Source organism: Actinomadura rayongensis (assembly GCF_009831215.1).
GTDB lineage: Bacteria > Actinomycetota > Actinomycetes > Streptosporangiales > Streptosporangiaceae > Spirillospora > Spirillospora rayongensis.
Genome location: NZ_WUTW01000002.1, coordinates 1548122 through 1573285, shown reverse-complemented (window position 1 = coordinate 1573285; position 25164 = coordinate 1548122). Strand labels below are relative to the sequence as shown.

Annotated in this window: 4 protein-coding genes; all 4 read right to left on the bottom strand. The window is 74.2% G+C overall.

The genetic code is table 11. The features are described from left to right. Positions 1 to 129 precede the first annotated feature (129 nt). Genes fabD through GQ466_RS16170 form a run of 4 tightly spaced genes read right to left on the bottom strand, consistent with a single transcriptional unit; the run spans position 130 to position 25144 of the window. Entirely contained in the window at positions 130 to 3405 is a 3276-nt protein-coding gene (gene fabD / locus GQ466_RS16185) for an ACP S-malonyltransferase (protein ID WP_202420458.1), read from the bottom strand. Beyond that, complete coding sequence (locus GQ466_RS16180) at positions 3402 to 21374, bottom strand: non-ribosomal peptide synthetase (protein WP_161103646.1); 17973 nt, start codon at positions 21372 to 21374, stop codon at positions 3402 to 3404. Before GQ466_RS16180 ends, fabD begins: the two co-directional genes overlap by 4 nt. A 49-nt stretch (positions 21375 to 21423) precedes the next feature. Beyond that, positions 21424 to 24000: a type I polyketide synthase gene (locus tag GQ466_RS16175; RefSeq protein WP_161103645.1), complete on the bottom strand. Its 2577-nt coding sequence runs from the start codon at positions 23998 to 24000 to the stop codon at positions 21424 to 21426. Positions 24001 to 24010: 10 nt separating this feature from the next. Next, positions 24011 to 25144, bottom strand: coding sequence for an adenine nucleotide alpha hydrolase family protein (locus GQ466_RS16170; RefSeq protein ID WP_161103644.1), 1134 nt, complete (start codon positions 25142 to 25144; stop codon positions 24011 to 24013). Between the last annotated feature and the right edge of the window lie 20 nt (positions 25145 to 25164).

Here is a 25164-nt window from a genome sequence, read left to right as displayed (position 1 = left end):
AACTAGCATCGTCCTCCCCGTGGCCTATATAGCGTGTCCCAGCGGAATGATGATTTGGACGGGCAGAGGGCGGGGCCGGCACCCGTGTCGGTGCCGGCCATCGTTGTGGTTGGACGTCGTTTGGGTCTGTTAGGCGAGGGTGAAGGATTTTAGGCGGGTGTTCAGGTAGGTCGCGGCTTCTGTCATGAGGTAGTCGGCGATGGCTTCGACTGTGCGGGATTCCCAGGGGCTTAGGTCGGTGCCCTCTACTGCCTGGTTGAAGGCACCCATGGCGGGGCCGCAGTGGATCAGGTAGTCGACCTTGGAGTGCTGGGCGCCTGTGATTGCCAGGCGGAAGGCTCTGGTGAAGTAGGTGCGGAAGAGGTTTGCCAGGTCTGCTTTGGGGTCGGTGGTGGGGTGGGGGCGGGGTTCGCCGGCTAGGAAGCGGTCTAGGATCTGGGTTTTTGTGGGTTCGTCCAGGTCGTTGAGTGAGGTGTGGCGGCGCCATAGGTCGCGGAGTTTTGTTGCGCGTACGGGGAAGAACAGGCCGTGTTTGAGGTAGTTGGCCTGGGACTCGAACTCCAGCATCTCGCCCCAGGGGGCGGGGGCCACGTCGAATTCTCGTGCCTTGCGCAGCAGGTCTTTTACCTCGTGGCTGGTGGCGGCCTCTACTGAGCACTGGTTGATTGAGCCGACCAGTACGAAGTCTGCTCCTAGCAGGAAGGCTGCTGCGGTGGCTTCGGGGGTGCCTATGCCGCCGGAGTAGCCGACGTGTACGTGGTGGCCGGGGCGTGCCAGGCGGTCGCGGAGTCTGAGGACTGCCGGTAGTAGGGACGGCATGTCTGCGGTGCTGGTCAGCCAGCCGCCGGATGCCTCCACGCACAGGTCGTCGGCCATGGGGCGGTCGGCTGCTCGGCGCGCCTCTTCCTCTGTGATCTCGCCTGCGGCTAGCAGACGCTTCACCAAGTGGTCGGGCGGCGGGGCTAGGAACTCGGCGGCTACGTCGGTTCGCGACACCTTGGCGATGATTCGGCCGCCCTTGAGGCGGAATCGGACCAGGGCGGGGGTCAGAAGGGGGAAGCCTGATGCCTCGATCAGGTCTACGCCGTGCCGCAGGAGCAGGTCGACCAGTGCCGATTCCTCTTCTGGGGCGGTGTGCCGGTACAGCAGGTTGGCGCCGAACGTTCCGGTGCGGCCGGGGTCGGCGGCCAGGTCGCGGAGCTGTCGGTCCACCTCGGTGAGGGGCTGGCCGCCCGTCCCCAGGAATCCGAGAAGGCCCGCCTTGGCGAGCGAGCGCAGCATTTCGGGGCCGGAGATGCCCCCGTACAGCGAACCGGCCACGTAGGCGAGTTGGAGGCCGTATCGCTCGCGGAAGCTTTGCGCGCCCAGGTCGGTGGGGCCGAGGGCTCCCGGACGGGCGGGCGCTGCGGCCGGGGCGAGGTCTGCGGCATGGGTGGGCGTGGCGGGGGCGAGGTCTCTGGCCCGGGCGGGGGCAGCAGCGGGGACGGGGGCCTCGGGACGGGCGGAGACGGCGCCTAGGTGTCCGGCCCGGACTTGCGCGGCGGCGGGGGCGAGATTGTCGGGCAGGGTGGGGACGGGGAGGGGGGTGGCTGCGGATTGGATGCGGGATACCAGTTTGGTGAGGACGTTGCCGGGGCCTAGTTCTACGAACTCGAAGTCGCCTTGGCCCATCAGGCGCCGGACGGTTTCCGTCCAGCGGACGGGGGCGGTGATCTGGTGGGTGAGGGTGGTCTTGACGTCGTTTGGGCCGTAGGGCTGGGCGTTGGTGTTCGCCAGTACGGGGACGGTGGGCGGGTGGAAGGTGAAGTTGTTGAGGAATGTGGCGAACTCTTCGGCTACGGGTGCCATGTGGCGGGAGTGGAACGGGGCGCTCACGTTCAGGCGGACGGCGCGTGCCCCGGCGGCCTCGAAGGCGTCGCGGACGGCGTCGATCCGGTCGGCCGGGCCGGACAGGACGAACTGGTCGGGGGCGTTGTGGTTGGCCACGTCCACGTCGTCGATGCCCGATTCGGCGAGGACCCGGACTACCGTCGCCTCGTCCGTCCCGACGACGGCCGCCATTCCACCGCCCTCGACGGCGGACATCAGTGCGCCGCGCCGCTGCACCAGGCGGAGGCCGGTCTCGAAGTCGAACGCCCCGGCGGCGAACAGGGCCACGTACTCGCCCAGGCTGTGGCCGATCAGGTAGTCGGCGGGGACGGGGTCCTCGGCCGTCCGGGCCAGGAACGACAGGGCGCCTACCACGTACAGGGCGGGCTGGGTGAACTCTGTGCGGCCGAGTCTGCGCTGCGGGTCGGTCAGGCACAGTTCCGCGATCGAGTAGCCGAGGACCCGGTCGGCCGTCGCGGTTTCGTCCGGGAAACGTTCGAAGAGGCCGTCGCCCATTCCGCGCCGCTGCGATCCCTGACCGGGGAAACCGTAGACCTTCACTGGAAGCGCCTTCCTTGGTGACCGCCGGGCGGCGGCGGCCCGGACGCGGGCCAGCGGGCCCGGGTCGTGGCCGAACGGGTTGAGAAACGGCTGGGAGCGCGATCGGGATCCTGCTGGCAGGTTGCCGCGGACGAAGTTGTGCAGCGTGCCTGCCGGGCCCAGGTCGAAATATTGGAAGTCGCCTCGGGCGCGCATTGCCGACATGGTCAGTTCGAACTCGACGGGCAGCCGGGCCACCCGTCCGAAGTGCTCGGCGGACGGGCGGTCGACCGGCAGGCCGTCCACTGCGGAGATCCATGGGATGCGCGGTGTCGCGAGCGCTACGTCGGTGAAGGCGGCCTCGCCTGCTGCTACCGCCGGGTCCATGAGGTGGGAGTGGTAGGCGTACTCCACCGGGACACGTTGGTGCAGGACCTCGGCGTCGCGTAGTGCCGCCTGCACGCGGTCGACGAGTTGCAGCGGGCCCGCTACGACGAAGTGGCCCGGTGCGTTCCGGGCGGCCACCTCGCACTCGCCCAGCAGCGGGACCCGGTCGAACACCTCGGGTGGGGCCAGGACGGCGAGCATCCCGCCGGGCGGGCTCGCCCGCAGCGCGTCGGCCTGCCGGACGAGCAGGCGCAGGCAGTCCGCGGCGTCCAGGGCGCCCGACACGACGGCTGCGGCGTACTCGCCGAGGCTGTACCCGACGACGTGGTCGGGTTCTACGCCCGCGGATCGCAGCGTCTCGGCCAGGGCGAGTTCGACCATCACGATCGCCGGGTGGGTGAAGCGGGTGTCGGTGAAGGGCTCGTCCTTGCGTCGTCCCGGCTCGTAGACGCGGTCGAGGACGGACGTGCCGAGTTCGGCGGCGGCTAGGGCGTCGAAGCGGCGCAGTGCCGTCCGGAACGCCTCGTCTTCTTCGTAGAGTTCGCGGCCCATTTGGTAGTACTGCGAGCCCTGGCCGGAGAACAGGAAGACGATCGGCAGATCGGTCACGCCGGTTCACCCACTTCGCGGTATCCGTCCCAGAACATTCCGTCCGACTGTGCGGGGTAGGCGTCCCAGAACAGGTCGGCGTCCTCGACGCCTCGGATGACGAGCCTGCGGTCGAGCGGGGGCGCCTCCAGCGGGGTCCGGGAACCCGCATCGGTGGGGGGCGGCGCTACCAGGACGTGCGCGTTCGTCCCGCCGTCGGCGAAGCAGTTGATCGCGGCGATGTGCGCGTCGGGCCAGGGACGGTCGTCGCGCGGCAGGTGGAGCGGGGACGCGTCCAGGTCGAAGTGCTCCAGCGGCCGTTGCCCGGACCGGAACGGGACCTGCCGCCCGTGGTGCAGCATCAGCACGACCTTGATGAAGGCCGCGATCCCCTCGGCGGCGAGCGGGTGCCCGATGTTCGGCTTGATCGAGCCGAGGGCCACCGGACGGTCCGCCTCCGTCCCGTAGACGGCCTCGACCGCCCGCAGTTCGAGCAGGTCCGTGACGGTCGAGCCGGAACCGCTCGCCTCGACCCAGCCGACGTCCTCGGGCCGGACGCCGGTGCTCGCCAGCGCCGCGGTCATCACGTCCCGCAGCGCCTGCGGGTTCGGGGTGGACGGGCCGGCGGTCCGGCCGTCGTTGTTGATCGCCGCGCCCTTCACCACGGCCAGGACGCGGTCGCCGTCCGCCACCGCCTTGGCCAGCGGTTTCAGGACGGTGACGCCGACGCCCTCGCTGAGCACGATGCCCGCCGCCCTGCGGTCGAAGACGTGGAACTCGGCGCCGGGGTTGAGCAGGCCCCGGTTCCCGAAGATCTGGAGCGCCCGGTCGTCGGCGAGCAGGCTGACGCCCGCGACCACCGCCGCGTCGAGCGCGCCCGAGCGCAGCGCCTGGAGCGCCAGGTCCAGCGCGACGAGCGCCGAGGAGCAGGCGGTGTCGACCACCAGGCTCGGGCCCCGGAAGTCGAAGAAGTGCGAGATGTTCGCGGCCAGGTAGTTCTGGCCCGTGGCCACGACCGGGTTCTTCGCCTGTTCCAGCCGTTCCGGGTCGAACGCGTGGGTGCCCCGGCCGCCGACGTACACGCCGACCCGGCCGCCGCGCAGCTCGTCCGGGCGATACCCGGCGTGGCGGACGGCGTTCGCTACCTCCTCCAGCAGCAGCAACGCCTGCGGGTCCATCGCCAGGGCGTCGGAGTCGGCCAGCAGGAAGGCGTTCGGGTCGAAGCGGAGCGTGTCGTCCAGCAGGCCCGCGTGGAAACCGTTGGGGCCGCCGAGGCGGCGGTCCTCGGCCGAGATCCGGCGCAGTGCCGACCGTCCTTCGCGCAGCAGTTCCCAGTAGTCCGCGAGGGACGGGGCGTCCGGGAACCGGCACGCCATGCCGATCACGGCGATGTCTTCGCCGTCCTCGGCGGGCGCGGGCTGCCGGACGGCGACTTCCTGCACCTTCGTGCTCGGCGCGTCTGTCCCGAACGCGGCGGCCAGCTCGGCGGGGTGCTCCTCGGCCAGGTAGGCCGCGAACCCGTCGACGGTCGGGTGCTCCAGCAGCGCGGACGGATCGATGTCCGTCCCGAGCCGCTTCGCCAGGGTCTGGACGAGCTGGGACACCAGGATCGAGTCCACCCCGTAGTCGGGCAGCGGCACGTCGCCCGCCAGCTTCGACCGGTCGAACCGGAGTTCGGCGGCGAGCTGGTCGAGCAGCCACGCGCCCACCGCCCCAGCCGAGCCGGCTTGAGCCGCCGGTCCAGCCAGAACGGCCGGAACCGCCGGGCCTGCCGGACTCGCCGCGCCGACCGGCGTCGGGTCGGCCGGCACCTGCGAGCCGACCGGGGCCACGTGGCCGGGCAGAGCCGCCGCGCCGACCGGGGACGCCGGGGCGGCCGCAACCGGCGCAGCCGATGCCGCCGGGCTGGACGGAACCGCCGTGTTGGCCAGGGCCGCCCGGCCTGCCTGGGCCGTCGGGTTGGTCGGGGTTGATGCGGCCGTAGTGAGGCGGCGGGCCGTCAGCAGGTCGGGGCGCCAGTCGGCGTCCGGACGGGGTATCGCGGGCAGGACGACGCGGGCGTCGGCGGCCAGCGCACGGTCGAGCAGTGCCAGTCCTTGGGCGTCGGTCAGGGAGTCGAGGCCGGAGGCGCGGTAGGCGGTGCTGCGCGCCTCGCCCATGCCGGTGTCGCGCCAGCTCGGCCACTGGACGCTCACCAGTGGCAGCCCGTGGGGGCGCGCCTCGGCCACGGCGTCCAGGTAGGCGTTGGCCAGCGCGTAGTCGGCCTGGCCGACCGCGAGCGCCGGGACCGCCGCCACGACCGAGGAGAACAGGACGAACACGCTCAGCGGCTCGTCGCGGAAGCACTCGATCAGGGTGTCGAGTCCGAGCACCTTCGGGGCGATGATCTCGGACATGCCTTCCGGGGTTTTACGCACGAACGCCGGGTTTTCGAAGTCGGTGCGGCCCGCGCTGTGGATAACCCCGCCCACCGGTCCGAGCCTGTTGCGCACCCCGGCCAGCGCCTCGGCGGTGGCCCGCCGGTCGTCCAGCGGGACGGCGAGGCACTCCAGTTCGACGCCCTGCGCGGCGAGGTCCGCCAGGTCGCGCAGCTTGCGGCCCAGCGCGCCGCCGGCGGCGATGTGCGCGGCCCACTCGTGGCGCGGCGGAAGCTCCTCCCGGCCGGTCAGGACGAGTTTGCGCACGCCGTACCGGGCGACGAAGTGCCGCGCGGTCAGCAGGCCGATCCCCCGCGTGCCGCCGGTCACCCACAGCACGTGGCCGGGCGGGAAGATCGGGGCGCGGCCGGCGGCGGGCAGTTCGCGGAGGGCGGCGCGGTGCCGGACGCCCTCGCGGTAGGCGACGTCGGGGAGGTCGGAGTCGAAGGACAGTTCGTCCGCGATCAGGCGGCAGCACGCGTCGTCGGGCTGGTCGTGGCCCAGCCGCACCTGGCGGGAGCGGACGTGGCCGTACTCGCTCTGGAGCATCCGGTAGAGGCCCGCCCGGGCGGCACCGCCGAGCGGCGTCCGGGAGGCCAGAAGCACGCGCAGATCCCGGCGTCCCAGCCGGACGAGCCGCTGGAGCCAGGCCAGCCAGGGCCCGAGGTCGGTGTGGCCGGACGCCGTGGGCTCGGCGCATCCGGCCAGGTCCACGACCGCGTCGAAACGCTCCCAGTCGGTGTGCGGATCGTCCGCCTCGGCCGCGATCCGGTCGGGGGTGAGCGCCTCGGCTCTCGGCAGCGCGGCGACCAGCCGGGCCGCCAGCGCCTCGGTGCCCGGCGCGACCAGCACGGCGGTGCGCGTCGGCGGCGCGGTGCGGGCCTCGGGCGCGGCGGGCTCCCAGTGCCGGGCGAGCAGCGTCCCGGCCGGGGTCGCGCCCGCGAGGTCGGACTCGGCCGCCGCGAGCCAGACGCGGTCCCCGTCGAACGGGTAACCGGGCAGTGCGATCTTGGCAGGTGCGCCCGCCGGGTGCAGGACGGCCCAGTCCACGCGTCCGCCCGCGACGAAGGCCGCCGCGCAGGACGCCGGGTCGGTGGGCGCGTCGCCTCCGGCGGCCGGACGCCGCACGTTCACGATCCCCGTCGTTACCCCGGCCGGGTCCCCGTCGGCGAAACCGTCGAGTCGGGCGGCCAGTTCGGGGACGTCGTGGAAGACGATCGCGAGCCGGTGCGCCATGGCCTCGCGGCCCGTCTGGAGCGTCCAGGCGATCTCCGCCGGCGCGGACCCGGCGCCGTCGTCGCGCAGGAACGCGGCGAGGCGGCGCGCCTGCTCCCGGAGCGATCTGTTCGCGCGTGCAGACAGGACCGCCACCTGCGGGCCTCCCGCCAGCGGCCGGGACGGCGCGGCGCCGAGGTGTTCTTGGAGGACGAGGTGGGCGTTCGTCCCGCCCGCGCCGAACGAACTGACGACCGCGGTCCTCGGCCGTTCCGTGCCGTCGGCGCTGGTCCGGCGGGGCCACGGGGCCGGTTCGCGCTGCACCGCGAACGGGGTGGCGCCGAAGTCGATGTTCGGGTTCAGCTCGGCCGAGTGCAGCGACGCGGCGAGTTCGCCGTGCCGGAGCTGGAGCAGCACCTTGGTCACGGCGGCGATTCCGGCGGCCGACTCGGCGTGCCCGATGTTGGACTTGACCGAGCCGATCGGCAGGTGCGCAGGCATGTCGTCCTTGAACGCGCGGAGCATGCCCGTGATCTCGATCGGGTCGCCGAGCGCGGTTCCGGTGCCGTGCGCCTCCACGTAGTCGAGGTCGCCGGGACGCAGCCCGGCCCGGTCGAGCACGGCGCGGAGCAGGTCGCCCTGCGCCTTCGGGTTCGGGACGCTGTAGCCCTTGCCCGTCCCGCCGTGGTTGACGGCCGAGGCCCGGACGACGGCGAGGACCCGGTCGCCGTCGGCCAGCGCCGCGTCCAGGCGCTTCAGCAGGACCGCGCCGGAGCCCTCCGCCGGGACGTAGCCGGTCCCGCCCGCGCCGAAGCTCCGGCAGCGGCCGTCCTCGGAGAGGAAGCCGCGCTGCGCCAGTTGCAGGTACTTCACCGGGTGGCTGGAGATGTTCACGCCGCCCGCGACGGCGACGTCGCAGTCCCCGTTGCGGATAGCCAGGCACGCCTGGTGGATGGTGACCAGCGACGACGAGCACATCGTGTCCAGGGCCACGCTCGGGCCGGTGAAGTCGTAGAAGTACGACACCCGGTTGGCCACCGACGCGTATGACGACGACGCGGCGATGCCGTCGCCGTGCAGGGCGTCCCGCGTGCCGTACAGCTGGTAGTGGCCGTACATCAGGCCGACGAACACGCCGGTGCGGGAGCCGCGGAGGCTTTCGCGGGTGTGGCCGGCGTCCTCCAGGAGGTGCCAGACGGTCTCCAGGAAGATCCGCTCCTGGGGGTCGACGTGCTCGGCCTCGATCTGCGACATCCGGAAGAACATCGGGTCGAAGCGGTCCGCGCCCCGCACGAAGCCGCCCCACTTGCCGTAGGTCTTGCCGGGGGCGGACTTGTCGGGGTCGTAGAAGCGGCCGTGGTCCCACCGGTCGGCGGGGATCTCCTCCACGCAGTCGCGGCCGTCCCGCAGGTTGCGCCAGAACTCCGTGACGTCGTCGGCCTGCGGGTAACGGCCCGCGACCCCGATGATCGCGATGTCGCCGTCCCGCGCCGGCCGGGACGCCGACGGCGCGGCCGGCACCGGCGCGGTCACGCCGGCGCCCCCGGCGGCGGGCGCCGTGGCAGGCACGGGCGCCGCTGGCGCAGTGTGCGCGGCGGGCACGGCGGGTGCCGTGGGCGCGGTGGGCGCGGTGGTGGGCGTGGCAGGCGCGGTGGTGGACGCGGTGGCGGGTGCCATGCGCGCGGCGGGCGCCGTGGGCGCGGCGGGCGCGGTGTGCGCGGCGGGCGCGGTGTGCGCCGTGGGCGCGGTGTGCGCCGTGGGCGCGGTGTGCGCCGTGGGCGCGACGGGTGCCGTGTGTGCGACGGGCGCCGTGTGCGCGGCGGGCGCCGTGTGCGCGGCGGGCGCCGTGGGCGCGACGGGCGCCGTGTGCGCGGTGGTTTCTGTGGGGGCGGCCAGTGCGGTGGTGTGCTCGGTGGCCAGGTGGTCGGCCAGTTCGCGGACGGTCGTGTACTCGAACAGGAGCGTCTTGGACAGCGGCCCGAACCGTTCTTCGAGGCGGCGGACCATGCTCATCGTGATCAGCGAGTCGACGCCGTAGACGTCGAAGGGCTCGGTGACGGCGATCTCGTCCTCGGGGAGCTTCGCCTCTTCCGCGAGGATGCGGAGGACGAGCCGTTCGGCGCGGGCGCGGACGTCGTCGTCCGGTTCCGTCGGCGCGACGGGTTCTTTCCGCGCGACGGGTTCTGTCGCACGCGGTGCGGTGCTGTTCAGGGCGCGTTCGATGCGGGACGGGTCGCCCGGGGCTAGCAGGAGGCGTGTCGCGGTGCCGCGCAGCGCGCGTTCCAGGGCGTCCAGCGCGGGTGCCGTGCGCAGCGGGCGGATGCCGAGCGTGCGTTCCATGTAGCGCGTTGCGTCGGCGTCCACGCGCATCGCGCCGTCGGACCAGACCGGCCAGGCGGCCGAGAGCGTCCGGCCGCGCCGCCGCCCGGCGCGGACCTCCCGGTCGCGCCACTCGGCGAAGTGGTCCAGGAACGCGTTCGCGAACGCGTAGTCGGACTGGCCCGCGTTGCCGAACGCGGCGGCGGCCGACGAGAACGCGACGAAGTAGTCCAGCGGCTCGTCCCGGGTCGCCGCGTCGAGCAGGACGGCGCCGCGCAGCTTCGGCCCGAGCACCGCGTCGGCGTCCGGGCGGGTCTTGCGCGTCAGGAGGCCGTCGCGGAGCCGTCCGGCCAGGTGGAGGACGCCGCGCACCGCGCCGTGCGCCGCGCGCGCCTCGGCGACCAGCGCGGCGACGGAGGCCGCGTCGGTGACGTCGGCCCGGACGAGGACCGCGCCCGCCGCCTCGGCCCGGGCGCGTGCCTCGGCGCTCGGTTCGGTGCGGCCGACGAGCACGATCCCGGTGCGCGGCGAACCGGCGGCCCGACGCGCGGCGGCGATGTGCTCGGCGAGCAGCAGCCCGAGCGCGCCGGTCCCGCCGGTGATGATGTGCGCGCCGTCGCCGGTGAAGGACGATCCCGCGGCGGGCAGGTCGACCCGGCGCCAGGTGCGGCGGGTCCGGCCGTCCGCGCCGTACCGGACCTCCGGGTCGGCGTCGGAGCGGAGTTCGCGGAGCACCGCGTCCGCGAGCGGTCCCGACGCGACCGCGACGGTCCGGAAGTCGATCGCCGGGTGCTCTTGGACGACGCAGCGCCCGAACGCCGCCATCGCCGGGTGCGCCGGGGACGCCGCCGGGTCGCGATGGACGTACAGGTACCGCAGCGGGCCGCGCCGGAGTCGCTGCCACTCCTGGAGGAAGCCCAGGACTTCGTGGAAGCCGCTCTCGGGATCCGCGTGCTCGTCCGCGACGTGGACCACCTGGAGCGGCCCGGCGGCGCCCGGCCCGGACCGCAGGACGGTCAGGCCCGCCGCTTCGAGCGCCGTCCCCAGCGCCGCGTCGGGGCCGAGCAGCAGCACGGTTCCGGCGGCCTCGCGCACGGCCGGGTCGGCGGGCTCCCACCGGGGCTCGAACGCCGCGACCGTGTCGGCGGCCGTCACCGCCCGGAGCGTGAACCCCTCGATGGCCGCGACCACCGCGCCGGTGTTGTCGAGCAGCGCGACGTCGAAGGCGAGCATCCCGGAAGGGACGGGACGCGCCGCCGCGCGGGCGTGCGCATGGACCTCCTCGGGCAGGTCCGCGTACAGCCGGACCGAGCCGAGCGAGAACGGAAGATAAGGCACCGGCCCGGCGGGACCGCCCGCGGCGGGGGCGAGCCGACCCGCCGTCTGCAAAGCCGCGTCCAACAGCGACGGGTGGAAGACGTAATCCCCGAAATCCGCCCGCAACGCCGCTGGCAGCCGCAGCCGGGCGAGCGCTTCGCCCGCGCCCGACGCCACGTGCTCGATCACCCGGAACCCGTCGCCGTAGTCGAAGCCGAGCCGCGCGAACTCCGCGTAGCAGTCGGCGCCGCTGTGGACGCGTCCGCAGCGGGCGCGCACGGCCGCGAGATCGACCGGCCCGGGACGCGCCCCCGGATCGCCGAGGACGAGCACCCCCCGGGCGTGAACGGGAGACCCCGCCGCGCCCGTGACCTCGAACGCGGCCCGGTCCCGTCCGGCCTCGACGGCGAGCCGCAGCCCGGCGCCGTCGGCGAACCGGACCGGCGCGGCCCACACGAGGTCGTCGACGCCCCGGACCGGGACGCCGTCCGACGCGAGTTCGCCCGCCAGCCGGGCCATCTCCAGGTACGCGACGCCGGGCAGGACGAGTTCCCCGCCCACCACGTGGTCGCGGAGGAAGAACTCCTCGCCGGTGAGCGTCTTGGTGAACGCGCCGGAGTCCGCGGCGTCCAGCAGCGTGCGGTGCAGCCGGGGGGACGACACCGGCTCCACCCAGTGGCGCGGCCCGGCGAACGGGTAGGTCGGCAGGTGGACGCGGCGGCGCGCCGCGCCCCGGTGCAGTTCCGGCCAGTCCACCTCGGCCCCCGCCAGCCACGCGTCCAGGACGGCGGCCGGGTCGGAATGATCGGTGACCCGACGAGGCGAGAGCGTCCGTTCAACAGTGCCGGTCCGCACCGAAGACGGGCGCCCGGCCAGGTGGTCGAGCAGCTCGGCGCGCAGGGCGTCGACGCTACGGGCGAGGACGGCGAGCCGCTCCTTCATCGACTCCCGGCCGACCTGGAGCGTGTACGCGAGGTCGCCCGAAGGGACGTCGTGCTCCACGAGATGGTCGGCGAGCCGCCGGGCCATGCCGCGCAGCGCCTCCGGGTCCCGCGCGGACAGCACGTACACCTGCTCGGACGCCTGCTCCGCACCGGTTTCCGGCATTCCGGCCTCCTCCAGGACGACATGGGCATTGGCGCCGCCGAACCCGAAGGAGCTGACGCCGCCCCGGCGCGGCGCGGGGTTCCCCGCCGCGTCGCGGGGACGCGGCCAGGGCCGCGCGGTGGTGGCGATCGAGAACGGTCCCCCGCCGAGGTCGAGCCGCGGATTGTGCTCGCGCAGGTGCAGGCTCGCGGGGATCGTCGCGTGCCGCAGCGCGAGGACGACCTTGAACAGCCCGGCGACCCCGGCGGCGGCCTCCAGATGCCCGATGTTCGTTTTCACCGAGCCGAGGACGCACCCCGCCGCGTCCCCCTCGCCGCGCAACCGGCGGAACGCCGCGCTGAGCCCCAACGTCTCGATCGGGTCGCCGAGCGCGGTCCCGGTGCCGTGCGCCTCGATGTATCCGACCGTCTCCACCGGCACGCCGGCGGACCGGTAGGCGTCGACCAGCAGCTCGGCCTGCGCGTCGGGATTCGGCGCCGTCAGGGACGTCGCCCGCCCCCCGTGGTTGATCGCGGCGGCCTTGATCACCGCGTGGACGGCGTCCCGGTCGGCCGCGGCCCGGTCGGCGGTCTTCAGCACCACCACGCCGACGCCCTCGCCCCGGACATAGCCGTTCGCGCCGCGGTCAAAGGCTTTGCAGCGCCCGTCCGGGCTCAGCATCTCGCCCTCGCTCAGCGCCTCGTACACCGACGGCGTGAGGATCAGGCTGACGCCGCCCGCGATCGCCAGGTCGCAGACCCCCGCGCGCAGGGCCTCGCCGGCCTGGTGGACGGCCGTCAGCGATCCCGAGCACGCGGAGTCGAGGGCCATGCTCGGGCCGCGCAGGTCCAGCAGGTACGACACCCGGTTCGGGATGATCGACAGGGCGGCGCCGGTGAGGGTGTGGCCCGCGCTGGGACGGCCCGCGGCGCGCTGCACGTCCAGGTAGTCGGAGTTGGTGGCGGCGAGGAAGACGCCGACCCGCCGGCCGGCCAGGTCCGACGGCCGGTAGCCCGCGTCCTCGATCGCCGACCAGACCGCTTCGAGCACCAGCCGCTGCTGCGGGTCCATCAGCTCCGCCTCGCGCGGGGAGATCCCGAAGAAGGCGGCGTCGAACCGGTCGACGCCGGAGAGGAAGCCGCCCCAGCGGGAGCGGGAGCGCGGGTGGTCGCGCCAGTCCCAGCGGTCGGCGGGGACCTCGCCGACGAGGTCGTCCCCGGCGACGAGATGGCGCCAGAACTCGGCCAGGTCGGCCGAGCCGGGCAGCCGTCCCGCCATGCCGATGATCGCCAGGTCCCGGCTCGCGGGCTCGCGGCGCTCCTCAACGGGAACCACGGGCTCCTCGACGGCCCCGAACCGCGCCGCCAGCTCGGCCGGATGGTGTTCCGCGAGGTGAGCGGCCAGCGCGACCAGGGTGCCCCGGCTGTAGAACAGCGTCGGCTCCACCTCGATGCCGAACGCGCGGCCCAGCTCGGTGCTGAACGCTGTGAACGTCACCGAGTTCATGCCGAGTTCGCCGAGCGGCGTGCGCGGATCGGCCTCGCCGGGCTCCAGCCCCGCCAGCCGCTCGACCATCGCGGCCAGCTCGGCGACGAGTTCGGGACGCGTCCCGCCGGACGGCGCCGGACGTCCGGGCTCCGCCGCCCCGTGCTCGGCCGCGCCGTACCGCGCCCGCAGTTCGGCGTCCGGCAGCGCCGCGAGGGCCGTCCGGTCGGCCTTCCCGTTGAGCGTGCGCGGCAGGCCCGTCACGCGGACGAGCACGTCGGGGATCATGTGGGACGGGAGCCACGCCGCAAGCCGCTCGCGCGACGGCTCGGGCGCGCCGTCCGCCAGGATGTAGCACCCGACCAGCGACCGGACGTCCCGCCGCTCCCGGACGACCACGACGGCCTCGCGGACCCCGTCCAGCCGCCGCAGGGTCGCCTCGATCTCGCCGAGTTCGACGCGGAAGCCGCGGATCTTGACCTGCGCGTCCATCCGGCCGACGTACTCGATCCGCCCGTCGGCCAGCCGCCGGACGAGGTCGCCGGTCCGGTACATGCGGGCGTCCGGACGGCCGGCGAACGGGTCGGGCGGGAACCGCTCCGCCGTCAGCTCGGGACGGCCCAGGTAGCCGTCGGCGACGCCGTCCCCGCCGATGTACAGCTCCGCCGCGACCCCGGACGGGACCGGCCGCCGCTCGCCGTCCAGCACGTACAGCCGGGTGTTGGCGATGGGGCCGCCGATCGTGACGCGGTCGCCGGGCCGCAGGCGGCTGGCCGCCGACCAGATGGTCGTCTCGGTCGGCCCGTACAGGTTCCAGACCGCGCGGTTGAGGGAGACCAGCGTCTCGGCGGTGGCGGCCGACAGCGCCTCCCCGCCGCACAGGACGGTCAGGTCCGGGCTGCCGCGCCACCCGGCGGCGAGCAGCATCGTCCACGTCGCCGGGGTGGCCTGGACGATCGTCGCCCCGCTGCTCTCGACGGCCTTCCGCAGCCGGAGGCCGTCGCGGGCGGTCTCCGCCGGGAGCACGTCGACCGTCGCGCCGGTGACGAGCGGCAGCAGCAGCTCCAGCGCGGAGATGTCGAAGCAGACGGTCGTCAGCGCGAGCAGCGTGTCGCCCGGCCCGCAGCCGGGCTCCCGCGCCATCGACCACAGGAAGTTCGTCAGGGCCCGGTGCGGCACCTGGACGCCCTTCGGACGGCCCGTCGAGCCCGACGTGTAGATCACGTACGCGGGGTCGGCGGGTCCGGACGGGCCGGGCCACGCGGCCCCGGCGGGCTGCTCGCCGGTGTCGGCGACCAGCCGGGGCACGTCCCCGAACCGCGCCCGCACGGACGAGTGGGTGAGCATGAGGTGCAGGCCCGCGTCGTCGGCCATGTAGGCGAGCCGGTCCTCGGGGTAGGACGGGTCGAGCGGCACGTAGGCGGCCCCGGCGGCGTGGACGGCGAGCAGCGCGACCGGGAGGTCCAGGTCGCGCGGCATCAGGATCCCGACCGTCCGGCCGCGTCCGGCACCGCAGGCGCGCAGCCGGGCGGCGAGCGTCTCGACGCGGTCCACGAGCTGCCGGTAGGTGAGTTCGGCGCCCCGGAACCGCACGGCGACCGCGTCGGGACGTTCCCCGGCCTGCCGCCGGACCAGCTCCCACACCAGCGTGTCGGCCGGGTAGTCGACCGGTTCGGCGACGGCCCGTTCCGCCTCGGTGAGCAGGTCCAGCTCGCCGACCGGCGCGTCCGGCGCCGCCACCGCGTGGGCGAGCAAAGTCGTCAGGTGCTCGCCGAGCCGCTCCACGGTGGCGGCGTCGAACAGGTCGGGGTCGTACTTGAGCGAGAAGCGGCACGCGTCGGCGTCCTCGATCACCTCCAGCGTGAGGTCGAACTCGCCTTCCTGGTGGACGCCGTCGACCGGGCCGAGGACGATGCCGTCGCCGCCCGCGCCGCGCGTCCAGTTCTGGAAGTAGAACGCCACGTTGAACGGCCGGGACAGCTTCAGTTCCTCGGCGAGCGTGAGCAGCGGGTAGGCGCTGTGCTCCAGCGCCTCCAGGACCGTGCCGCGCACCCGGCCGACGAGCGCGCGGAACGGCGCGCGGCCGTCGATCCGCTCGGCCAGCACGACCATGTTCATGAAGTAGCCGAGGACGTCGTCGAAGCCCTCGGCGGGGCGTCCGGCCGCCGGGGTGCCGACCGCCACGTCGTCCTGGCCGCTGTAGCGGTGCAGCACCGCGAGCCAGCCGGCGAGCAGGACGCCGAACAGCGATGTCCGCTCCTCGGCGGCGAGCGCGCGGGCGTGCCGGGTGACGTCCGCCGGGATGCGTCCCTCCAGGACCTCGCCCCGGAAGCCGGGCACGGCCGGGCGCGGACGGTCCAGCGGCAGGTCGACCGTGGTCGTCCGGTCCCGCAGCCGTCCGGCCCAGTAGTCCCGCAGGCGGCGGCCCTCGGCCCCGGCGAGCAGGTCGTTCTGCGCGCGGACGAAGTCGCCGTAGGTGCGCTCCGGCCGGGCGGACGACGGGGCTCCGTCGGCCGCCACGGCGGCGTACCCGCGCCGCAGCTCGTCCAGCAGCAGGGCGATCGACAGGCCGTCGAAGACGAGGTGGTGGAACGTCAGGAGCAGGGCGTGGCGGCCGTCGCCGAGCGTGTAGAGCGTGGCGCGCACGAGCGGCCCGTGCGCCAGGTCGAACGGGCGGCGCAGGTCGGCGCGCATCCGGTCGCGGAGGTCCGCGTCGTCCACGGTGGTCAGGAAGACCTGCTGGAAGGGCAGTTCCGGTTCGGCGGCGATCCGGACGAACGGCCCGTCCTCGTCGGTCCGGACGGTCGCCCGCAGTTCCTCGTGCCGGTCGACCAGGTCCTGGAGGACGACGCGCAGCGCGAGCACGTCGAGATCCGGCGCGAGCCACAGCGCCAGCGGCAGGTTGTAGGCGTAGCCGCCGGGGGCGATCCGGTCGAGGACCCACAGCGCGCGCTGCCCCGCCGACAGCGGGTGCCGCCCGGCCTCGGCGTCCGCGCGGGGACGCAGGACGCGCCCGGCCGCCCGCCCGCTCGGGGCGGCGGGCGCCGGGGCCGGGGCGGGCGCGGCGGGGACGTCCGCGAGCAGGTCCCCGGCCAGGTGGCGCGCGACCTGGCGCAGCGTCGGGAACTCGAAGAACTCGCCGAGGGCGACCGCGACGCCGAACGCGTCGTCCACCGCCTTGACGATCTTCATTCCGCTGAGCGAGTCGAAGCCGTAGTCGGCCAGCGGACGGTCCGGGTCGATCCGGTCGTCCAGCTTCAGCACCCGCTCGACCAGCTCGCCCAGACGGTCGGTGAGCGCGTCGGACGCGTCGGCCACCGGCGCCGCCGACGCGGCGGGGGCGGGCGCCGGGGGCTTGCCGACTACACCGTCGCTCACGGCGACGATGACCGTCTGGCCCGTCTCGGCCCGGCCGCCGTCCAGCACCGTGACGCCGCTGAACCCCTCCTCGTGCAGGAGCCGCGTCCACGCGCGGGGCGAGGCCAGCGGGGAGTCGGGGAGGCGCAGGTCGGCGTCGTCGAACGCCCACCAGCCGTCGAGCACGCCGCCGCCGAGCGTCAGCAGCGGCCGGACGGCCGTCAGCTCGTTCAGGACGAGCCGCCCGCCCGGCCGCAGCAGCGCCTTGGCGCGGCGCAGCGTGGCCCGCAGGTTCCGGGTCGCGTGGACGACGTTGGTCGCGAGGACCAGGTCGGCCGCGCCCGTGGCGAAGCCCTGCGCCGCGAGGTCCTTCTCCGCGTTCAACACCTGGAAGCCGACGAACGGGAAGCGTCCGGCGAACCGCTCCCGGCCGTGGTCGAGGAAGCGCGGCGAGATGTCGGTGAAGGTGTAGCGGACGGCGGGCGCTCCGGCGAGCACCGGCAGCACGGCCTCGGTCGTCGCGCCGGTTCCCGCGCCGAGTTCGACCACGTGGAACGGCTCGTCCGGCCGCCGCGCGTCCAGGTGGCGGCGCACCTCGTCGCGCACGAACCGGTTGAAGGAGTCGGTGAGCGGGTTCCCCTTGTAGAAGTTCTGCACCAGCTTCATCGACGTGCCGGGGAACATGATCTCGGTGGCGCCCACCTCGCCGCGCAGGATCTCCGGGTACGACGCGAGGAACAGCCGGTTCAGGGTGACGGTCGGCTCGATGTCGGGGTAGCGGGCCGCGATGCGGTCGAACTCGGCGTCCCGGGGCGCGGCGGTCTCGACGGCGGCGGTCGTGGTGACCCGGTCGCCGTCGCGGGTGAGGTAGCCCGCCGCGACGAGGATGTTCAGCAGCGCCTCGTGCAGCCGCGTGAACCGGTCGGCGATGCCCAGGCTCTCCCGCAGCGCGGCGGCGTCGTGCGTCTCGCCCGGCCGGTGGAAGACGCCCAGGCGCCGGTACGCGTCCAGCAGGACGGGGAGCGCCGCCGCCTCCAGTTCGGCGTACCCGGCGAGGACGGCGGCGGCCCCGGCGTCCACGTCCCCGGCCGGGCGGACGGCCGGTGTCCCGCGCTCCCGGTGCAGGGGGCCGACCAGCTCGGCGTCGAGCGCGGGATCGTGCCCCATCGCCTCCAGGGCGTGCCGTCCGGCCTTGATCGGCATCGCCTGCGGCACGCCGCTCGCGAGGACGCGCGCCATCGCCGCGATGCCCGCGTCCGCGCTGAAGCCCTCGATGCCGAGGCCGTCGAAGATCTCGGCGAGCCCGGGACGGGACCCGGAGCCGACCAGGCCCCAGTAGCCCTGGTTGATGACGGTGACGGGGACGTCCAGGCGCTCCCGCAGGAACAGCGCGTAGGCGTCCTCGGTGGCCGAGGCGCAGATGTAGGCGGAGTTCCCGGCGAAGCTGCCGAACGACCCGGCCGAGGAGAAGAAGACGAGGAAGTCCAGCGGCTCCCCGGCGACCGCCGCCGCCAGCGCCGCCGCGCCCTCGGTCTTCGCCTTCGTGGCGGCCGTGAAGGCGGCCGTGTCGAGGTCGTCGAGCCGGTGGTCGTCGAACGCCATCGCCGCGTGGACGACGCCGTGGAGCGCGCCGAAGCGGTCGTGGGCTTCGGCGACGGCATTGGCCACGTCCGCGGCCGAGCAGACGTCGCCGCGCACGTGGGCCACGTCCCCGCCCAGCTCCCGGATCCGCTCGGCGGTCGCCCGCTGCTCCGGGCCGAGCGCGCCGCGGCTCAGCCACACCAGCCGCGCGCGGTGCGTTCGGGCCAGGTGGACGCTGAGTTCCCCGGCGATTCCGCCGGTGCCGCCGACCAGCAGGTAGACGCCTCCGTCCCGGAACACCGGGGCGCCTTCGGGCAGCTCGATCCGGCCGAGCCGCCGGTGGTAGCGGACGCCGTCGCGCAGCGCGACCGTTCCCCCCGCGCCGTCGGCGGCCTCGGCCAGCAGGGCGGCGGCGAGCGCCGCGTCGTCGGCGAGGTCGGCGGCGGCGACGTCCACGCCGGTCGCCCGGAGCGCGGCCCGCTCCTTCGGCGCGACCTGGAGCAGCCCGTGGACGCCCGCCGCGAACGGGTTCTCCACCGGGCCGCCCGCCACCGCGTACACGTCGCTGGTGACGGCGACGATCCGGTCGGCCGCGCCCGACCGCAGCAGCTCGAACAGCGACAGCGACGCGTGGCGCATCTGCTCGCGCGCCTCGTCCGCGCCGCCGCGCGCGGACGCCCGGGCGCCGACCCCGCCGAGGTGGAACACCAGGTCGGCGCCGCGCACCGCGCCCGTCAGGTCCGGCGTCCCGTCCAGCCACACCAGCTCGGCCCGCCCGGCAGGGAACCGGTCGGCGATGGCCGCGCCGAGCCGGGCCGACGCCGCCGTCACCAGCACGACCACCCGCTCGGCCGACAGCACCCCGTCCCGCCGCTGCGCGCTCCCGGCCCGCACCCAGACCGGCCGATAGAACGGCGGCACGTCGCCCGCGCCCGACGCGGACACGGCCGACGCGGGCGCGACCGACGCGGAGACGCCCGACGCGGAGACGCCCGACGCGGGCACGGCCGACGTGGGAACGGCCGACGCGGGCACGGCCGACGCGGGCACGGCCGACGCGGGCACGGCCGACGCGGGCACAGCCGGCGCAGGCGCACCCGACGCGGGTGCGGGGGTTGGGGGGAGGTCGGGGATCCAGTGGCGCTTGCGCTCGAAGGGGTAGGCAGGGAGGTCGATCCGGCGCGCCGACGGCGGGGTGATCCGGTGCCAGTCGATCTTCGTCCCGGCCACCCAGCGCTCGGCGACCGCAACCAGGTCGCGGTGGGCGAGGGCGCGGTCCAGTTCGGTCGCTTCGGCCGGGGTGGGCGGCACTTCGGCGCGCGCGGTCGTGCCCGTCCTGACCTCGGGGCGGTCCTCCCCGGCGGCGAACGCCTCCAGCGTCCGGACGGCGTCGGCCACGGACGCGGCGGTGAACGCCATGCGGTGCTCGTGGGCGGTCCGGCCGGTCTGGAGGGTGAGCGCGGCGTCCGCCAGCAGGTGGTCCGGCTCCTGCGGGGACGGGACGGCGACGGCGCGGGCGATCTCGGCGATCGTGCGGGCGACGGCGACCGTCGCCGGAAGGTCGGTGCCGAGTTCCGCCGCCAGGCGGCCGTGGTAGCGGGCGCGTTCGGCGACGCCGAACCCGTAGTCCTCCAGGTCGGCGGCGGGGTCGAGGTCGGCGGCGGGCACGCCCACCGTCTCCGCCGCGAGGCGCAGGCACAGGTCCTCCGCCGCCGTGGACTCGACAGCGGACACCCCCGGTGCGTCGGTCGTGCCCGCGCGGAGGCGGGCTGCCAGCCGCGCGGCCGAGACCCGCAGGCGTTCGTCGGTCTTCGCCGACAGCACGAGAAGCTGGGGCTGCGAGGCGGCGGCTTCGCGCGGCTCGGCGACGTGCTCCTCCACGACCACGCACGCGTTGGCCCCGCCGCCGCCGAACGAGCTGACGAGGGCGCGCAGCGGCGGCGCGTCCGGGCCGCCGCGCCGCTCCCAGGGCGCGAGCGTCCGCTGCACCTCGAACGGGACGGCCGCGAAGTCGATGTCGGGGTTGCGCTCCTCGGCGCCGAGCGACGGCGCGAGCGTCCGGTGCCGCAGCTGGAGCAGCACCTTGGTCAGGCCCGCGATCCCGGCGGCCGACTCCAGATGCCCGATGTTGGACTTCACCGAGCCGATCGCGACGGGCGGCGTCCCCTCGGGCCGGCCGAACGCCCCGGCCAGGCCCGCGATCTCGATGGGGTCGCCGAGGGGCGTGCCGGTCCCGTGCGCCTCCACGTAGCCGATCGTGTCCGCGGGGACGTCCGCACGGCGCAACGCGGCGCTGATCACCGTGGTCTGGGCCTCGGCGCTCGGCACGGTGTACCCGCCGGTCTTGCCGCCGGAGTTGACGGCCGAGCCGCGGATGACGCCGAGGATCCGGTCGTTGTCGGCGACCGCCGCCGACAGCGGCTTGAGCAGCACCGCGCCGACGCCCTCGCCGTCCACGAAGCCGTCCGCGCCCGCCCCGAAGCTCCGGAGCCGGTCGCCGCGCGAGATCATCCCGCGCTGCGCCAGCGTGCGCAGGTGCATCGGGTGGAGGATGAGGTTGACGCCGCCCGCGACGGCCGCGACGCACTCCCCCGACCGGATGCTCTCGCACGCCAGGTGGACGGCGGTGAGCGACGCCGAGCAGGCCGTGTCGATCGCGATGCTCGGGCCGGTGAAGTCGAAGAGGTACGACACCCGGTTGGCGATCGACCAGTGCCCGGAGTGCGCCTCGGTCCACACGCCGCGCGCGCTCGCCTCTCCGCCCATCCACTCGTAGTCGTTGTTCATCACCCCGGCGAACACGCCGACCGGGCCGCGAGCCGCGAGGCGCGCCGCCGGGTAACCGGCGTCGTCCAGGACGGCGGCGGCGGTCTCCAGGAACAGGCGCTCCTGCGGGTCCATGCCCTCGGCGTCGGCGGGCGAGATCTGGAAGAACAGCGGGTCGAACTTGTCCACGTCGTCGACGAAGCCCGCCCACTTGCTGTAGGCGGCGTCCGCGCCGGACGGGTCGTAGTGCGCGTCCGCGTCCCAGCGGTCGCGCGGGACCTCCCGGACGCAGTGGCGTCCCGCCGCCAGGTTGTCCCAGAGTTCGTCCACCGAACCGGCCAGCGGATAGCGACCGGCGACGCCGACGATCGCCACGCCCTCGCGTGACGGAGCGGGGGCGGACGCCCGGCCGAGCAGGCTCAGCAGCAGCTTCCTCTTGTCGTCCACAACTACTCTCTCTCAGGGTCGGGCGTCCGCCGGGGGATGGGGCGCGGGGTCAGTGCCCGCCGTCGTGCCGGGACGCGGCGCGCATCGCCCGCCGCGACGTCCGTCCCGTGGTCGCCGGGCCGGCCGGCTCGGCGGCGATGCCCAGCAGCTCGGCGAGGTTGCCGGCGAAGGAGCGGATGGTCGGGAACTCCACGAACGCGGTGGCCTGCACCGGCTCGTCCAGCTGCTCGCTGAGCTTGGCGGCGACCTCGATCAGCACGAGCGATTCGAGCCCCAGCTCGAAGAGGTTGGTGTCGAGCGCCGCGCGGTCGCGTCCGCCGAGGACCTGGCCGATCTGGTCGACCAGGTAGTCGGTGATGAGCTGCCGGTTGCGTCCCGGGTCGTCCGGGACGAAGCGGTCGATGAGGCGGTCTCCGGCGACGGGTCCGGCCGGGCGCGGGTCGCCCGGGTCGATCCAGTACCGGCGCCGCTCGAACGGGTAGGCGGGCAGCGGGACGCGTCCGGCCGGGGCGCCGTCCAGGACGGCCGCGAAGTCGACGCGCGCGCCGCGCACCCACCGCTCGCCGCAGAGCAGGAGCAGGTGGGCGAGCGCGGACGGCCCGTCCGGCGCGACCCGCACCGGACGCAGCCCGGTGCCGTCCAGCAGGGGGTCCAGCCCGGTCAGGTCGCCGTCGCCGGTCCAGGCGGCGGGCGAACCGGCCTCCGCCGCCGTCATCCACCGGCCGGTGAGCGGGGAGTAGACCGGCAGGTTCGGCTCGCGCGACGGTCCGGCGGGCGACGTGAGCGCTTCGGCGAGGGAGCGCGACCCGGCGAGCACGGCGGCCACCGCGGCGCCGGTGCCGGTGCCCGCGAGCGCCGAAGGCTCGACGCCCCAGGCGATGAGCGTGGACGCGAGCGCGTACTCGTGCGCGAACGCGCCCCGCTCGGCGGAGTGGGCCGCGCACGCGTCGATCGCGGCCCGGTAGGCCGGGACCGACCGGTACAGCTCGGCGTCGTCCTCGTCGCCGAGCCGCGCCCCGGTGAGGACGAGCACGGCTCCTGCGGGCTCGTCGGCGGCGACGCCCCGGCGCTGGCGCTCCTCGTCGCCGAGCGCGAGGACCATCGCCGCGTCCCGCGCGCTGCGGGCGACGAGGGCCAGCCGGTGCGCGTGGGCGCGGCGGCCGAGGCCGAGCGTCCGCGCGACCGCCGCGAGGTCGAGCCCCGGGTTGCTCCGCAGGTGGCGGGCCAGCGCGCCCGCGAGCCGGTCCAGCGCCGCGTCCGACCGCGCCGAGAGCACGAGCAGCCGGTCGCCGGTCTCGTCGGGGGCGGGAAGGCGTTCGGGCGGCTCCTGGAGGATCACGTGGGCGTTGGTGCCGCCGATGCCGAACGAGCTGACCCCGGCGCGGCGCACGCCGGACCCGTCGGGGACGGGCCAGTCCGCGGTCTCGGTGCCGACGTAGAAGGGCGACGACGCGAAGTCGATCTCCGGGTTCGGGGCGGTGAAGTGCAGGCTCGGCACCAGCGTCCGGTGCTCCAGCATCAGCGCGGTCTTGATCAGCCCGGCGATCCCGGCGGCGGTGTCGAGATGGCCGATGTTCGTCTTGACCGAGCCGATTGCGCAGTAGCCCGTCGCGTCGCCCGCGCCCTGCCGGAACGCCCGGGTGAGCGCCGCCACCTCGATCGGGTCGCCGAGCGGGGTGCCCGTCCCGTGCGCCTCGACGTAGCCGATGCTCAGCGGCTCGACGTCCGCGACCTCCTGGGCGTCGGCGATGACCGCGGCCTGCCCGGCGATGCTCGGCGCGGTGTAGCCGGTCTTGCCGGAGCCGTCGTTGTTGACCGCCGAACCCTTGATCACCGCGTGGATCCAGTCGCCGTCGGCGAGCGCGTCCTTGAGGCGCTTCAGGACGACGACCCCGGCGCCGCTGCCGATGGTGGTCCCCCGCGCGGCGGCGTCGAAGGCCCGGCAGTGGCCGTCCGGCGAGAAGATCATGCCTTCCTGGTACTGGTGGCCACGGCCGGGCTCGCCGACGTGGACCGCCCCGGCGAGCGCCATGTCGCACTCGCCGCCGAGCAGGCCGAGGCACGCCGTGTGGACGGCGACCAGCGACGTGGAGCAGGCCGTGTTGATGTTGATGCCGGGGCCGCGCAGGTTGAGCTTGTAGGCGACCCGGGTCGCGAGGAAGTCCTTGTCGTTGGCCAGCATGAGCCGGTAGCGGTCCACCGAGGTGCCGGTCCGGTAGCGGTCGCCCAGGTTCTCCAGCAGGTAGGTGTTCATTCCGGCGCCCGCGTAGACGCCGATGTGCCCTTCGGCGCGGTCGGGGTCGTAGCCCGCCCGCTCCAGGGCCTCCAGGGCGCATTCCAGGAAGATCCGCTGCTGCGGGTCGAGGATTTCGGCCTCGTCGTGGGTGATCTGGAAATGCTCGGCGTCGAAAAGGTCGATGCCGGTGAGGTCCTGGCCCGCCTTGACGAAGGTCGGGTCGGCGAGGCGCGCGGCCGGGACCCCGGCGGCGAGCAGTTCCTCGTCGGTGTACCGCGTCAGCGACTCCCGGCCTTCGCGCAGGAGGTCCCAGAACCCGTCCACCGAATCGGCGCCGGGAAAGCGGCAGGCCATCGCGATGATCGCGACGTCAGCGTCAGAAACGGTCATGATGCCCCCGTCAGTTCAGTTCGATGCCGAGGTCGGCCGCGACCGCGCGCATTTCCAGAAAGCTCCCGGCCACGAACCGCGCCGCGTCCTCGGACGCGTCCATGCGCTGGAACAGGTCGATCAGGGTCCGTTCGTGGTCGGCCCGGTCGCCCTCGTCCGCGGCGAGCGACAGGACCACCTCGCCCAGCCGCCGTTCGACGTCCGCGAGGTCGAGCGAGCGGGGGAACTTGATGCTGAAGGTGTTGCGCTCGTGGCCGGCGTTGCGCTTGACCGCCCGCACGTGACTGGCCGCGTTCAGCTTGTAGAACATGCAGTCCCAGTTCTTGTACGAGTAGTAGTTCAGCAGCGGAAAGAGCGTGCAGTGGGTCTCCATCGGCGAGGACTGGTACAGCCCCTTGGCCTGGAGTTCGGCGACGATCGTGTCGGGGTCGTACTCGTGCCGGGTCGCGATGAACGGGAACACGATCTTCGGCAGGTCGGCGTCGTCGGCGAAGAGGATGTCCTCCAGCGCTCCGGCGAACAGCGTGTCGGTCAGGCGCTCGCCGAACGTCCGGTAGAAGCCCCGGACGATTTCACGGACGTTCGACTCCATCGTGAGGATCTGCTGCGGGTCCGCGCACAGCGCGATGTACGGGATCTTCCGGCGATGGGCCGTCAGGATCGCCCGGAGGACGAAGAAGGTCCGGCAGGAGACGCACGGAAGTTTCTCGTCCAGATAGGAGCCCGGCTTCTTCGGCGCGGGCCGGTTGAAGACCTCCCGCATCATCGCCTTGATGTTGTCGTCGTCGGAGTCCACGACGAACGTCGCCGGGATCTTCTCCTTGGCGAGCGCGATGTTCTGGGCGGCGTGGACGCTCTCGAACGGGACGTCGAAGGTGTACGCGAGGACCCGCCTGCCGTACTCGTTGACGAATTTGTCCAGCATGTAGGTGCTGTCCTTGCCGCCGCTGTACATGAAGAGGCAGTCGAATTCACCGGCCGCGGGCGGGGCCTGCTGGAACTCGGCGAACACCTCGCTGGTGTAGCGGTAGTTGTCCAGCAGTTCCTCGGCGAAGTTCATCGTGCACAGGTTGCACACGCCCTGCGCGTCGAGCACGACCCCGGGATGGCCCTCTTGGAGAGAGCAGACCGTGCAGCTTGTCATCGAATCCCCTGTTCCCGCTC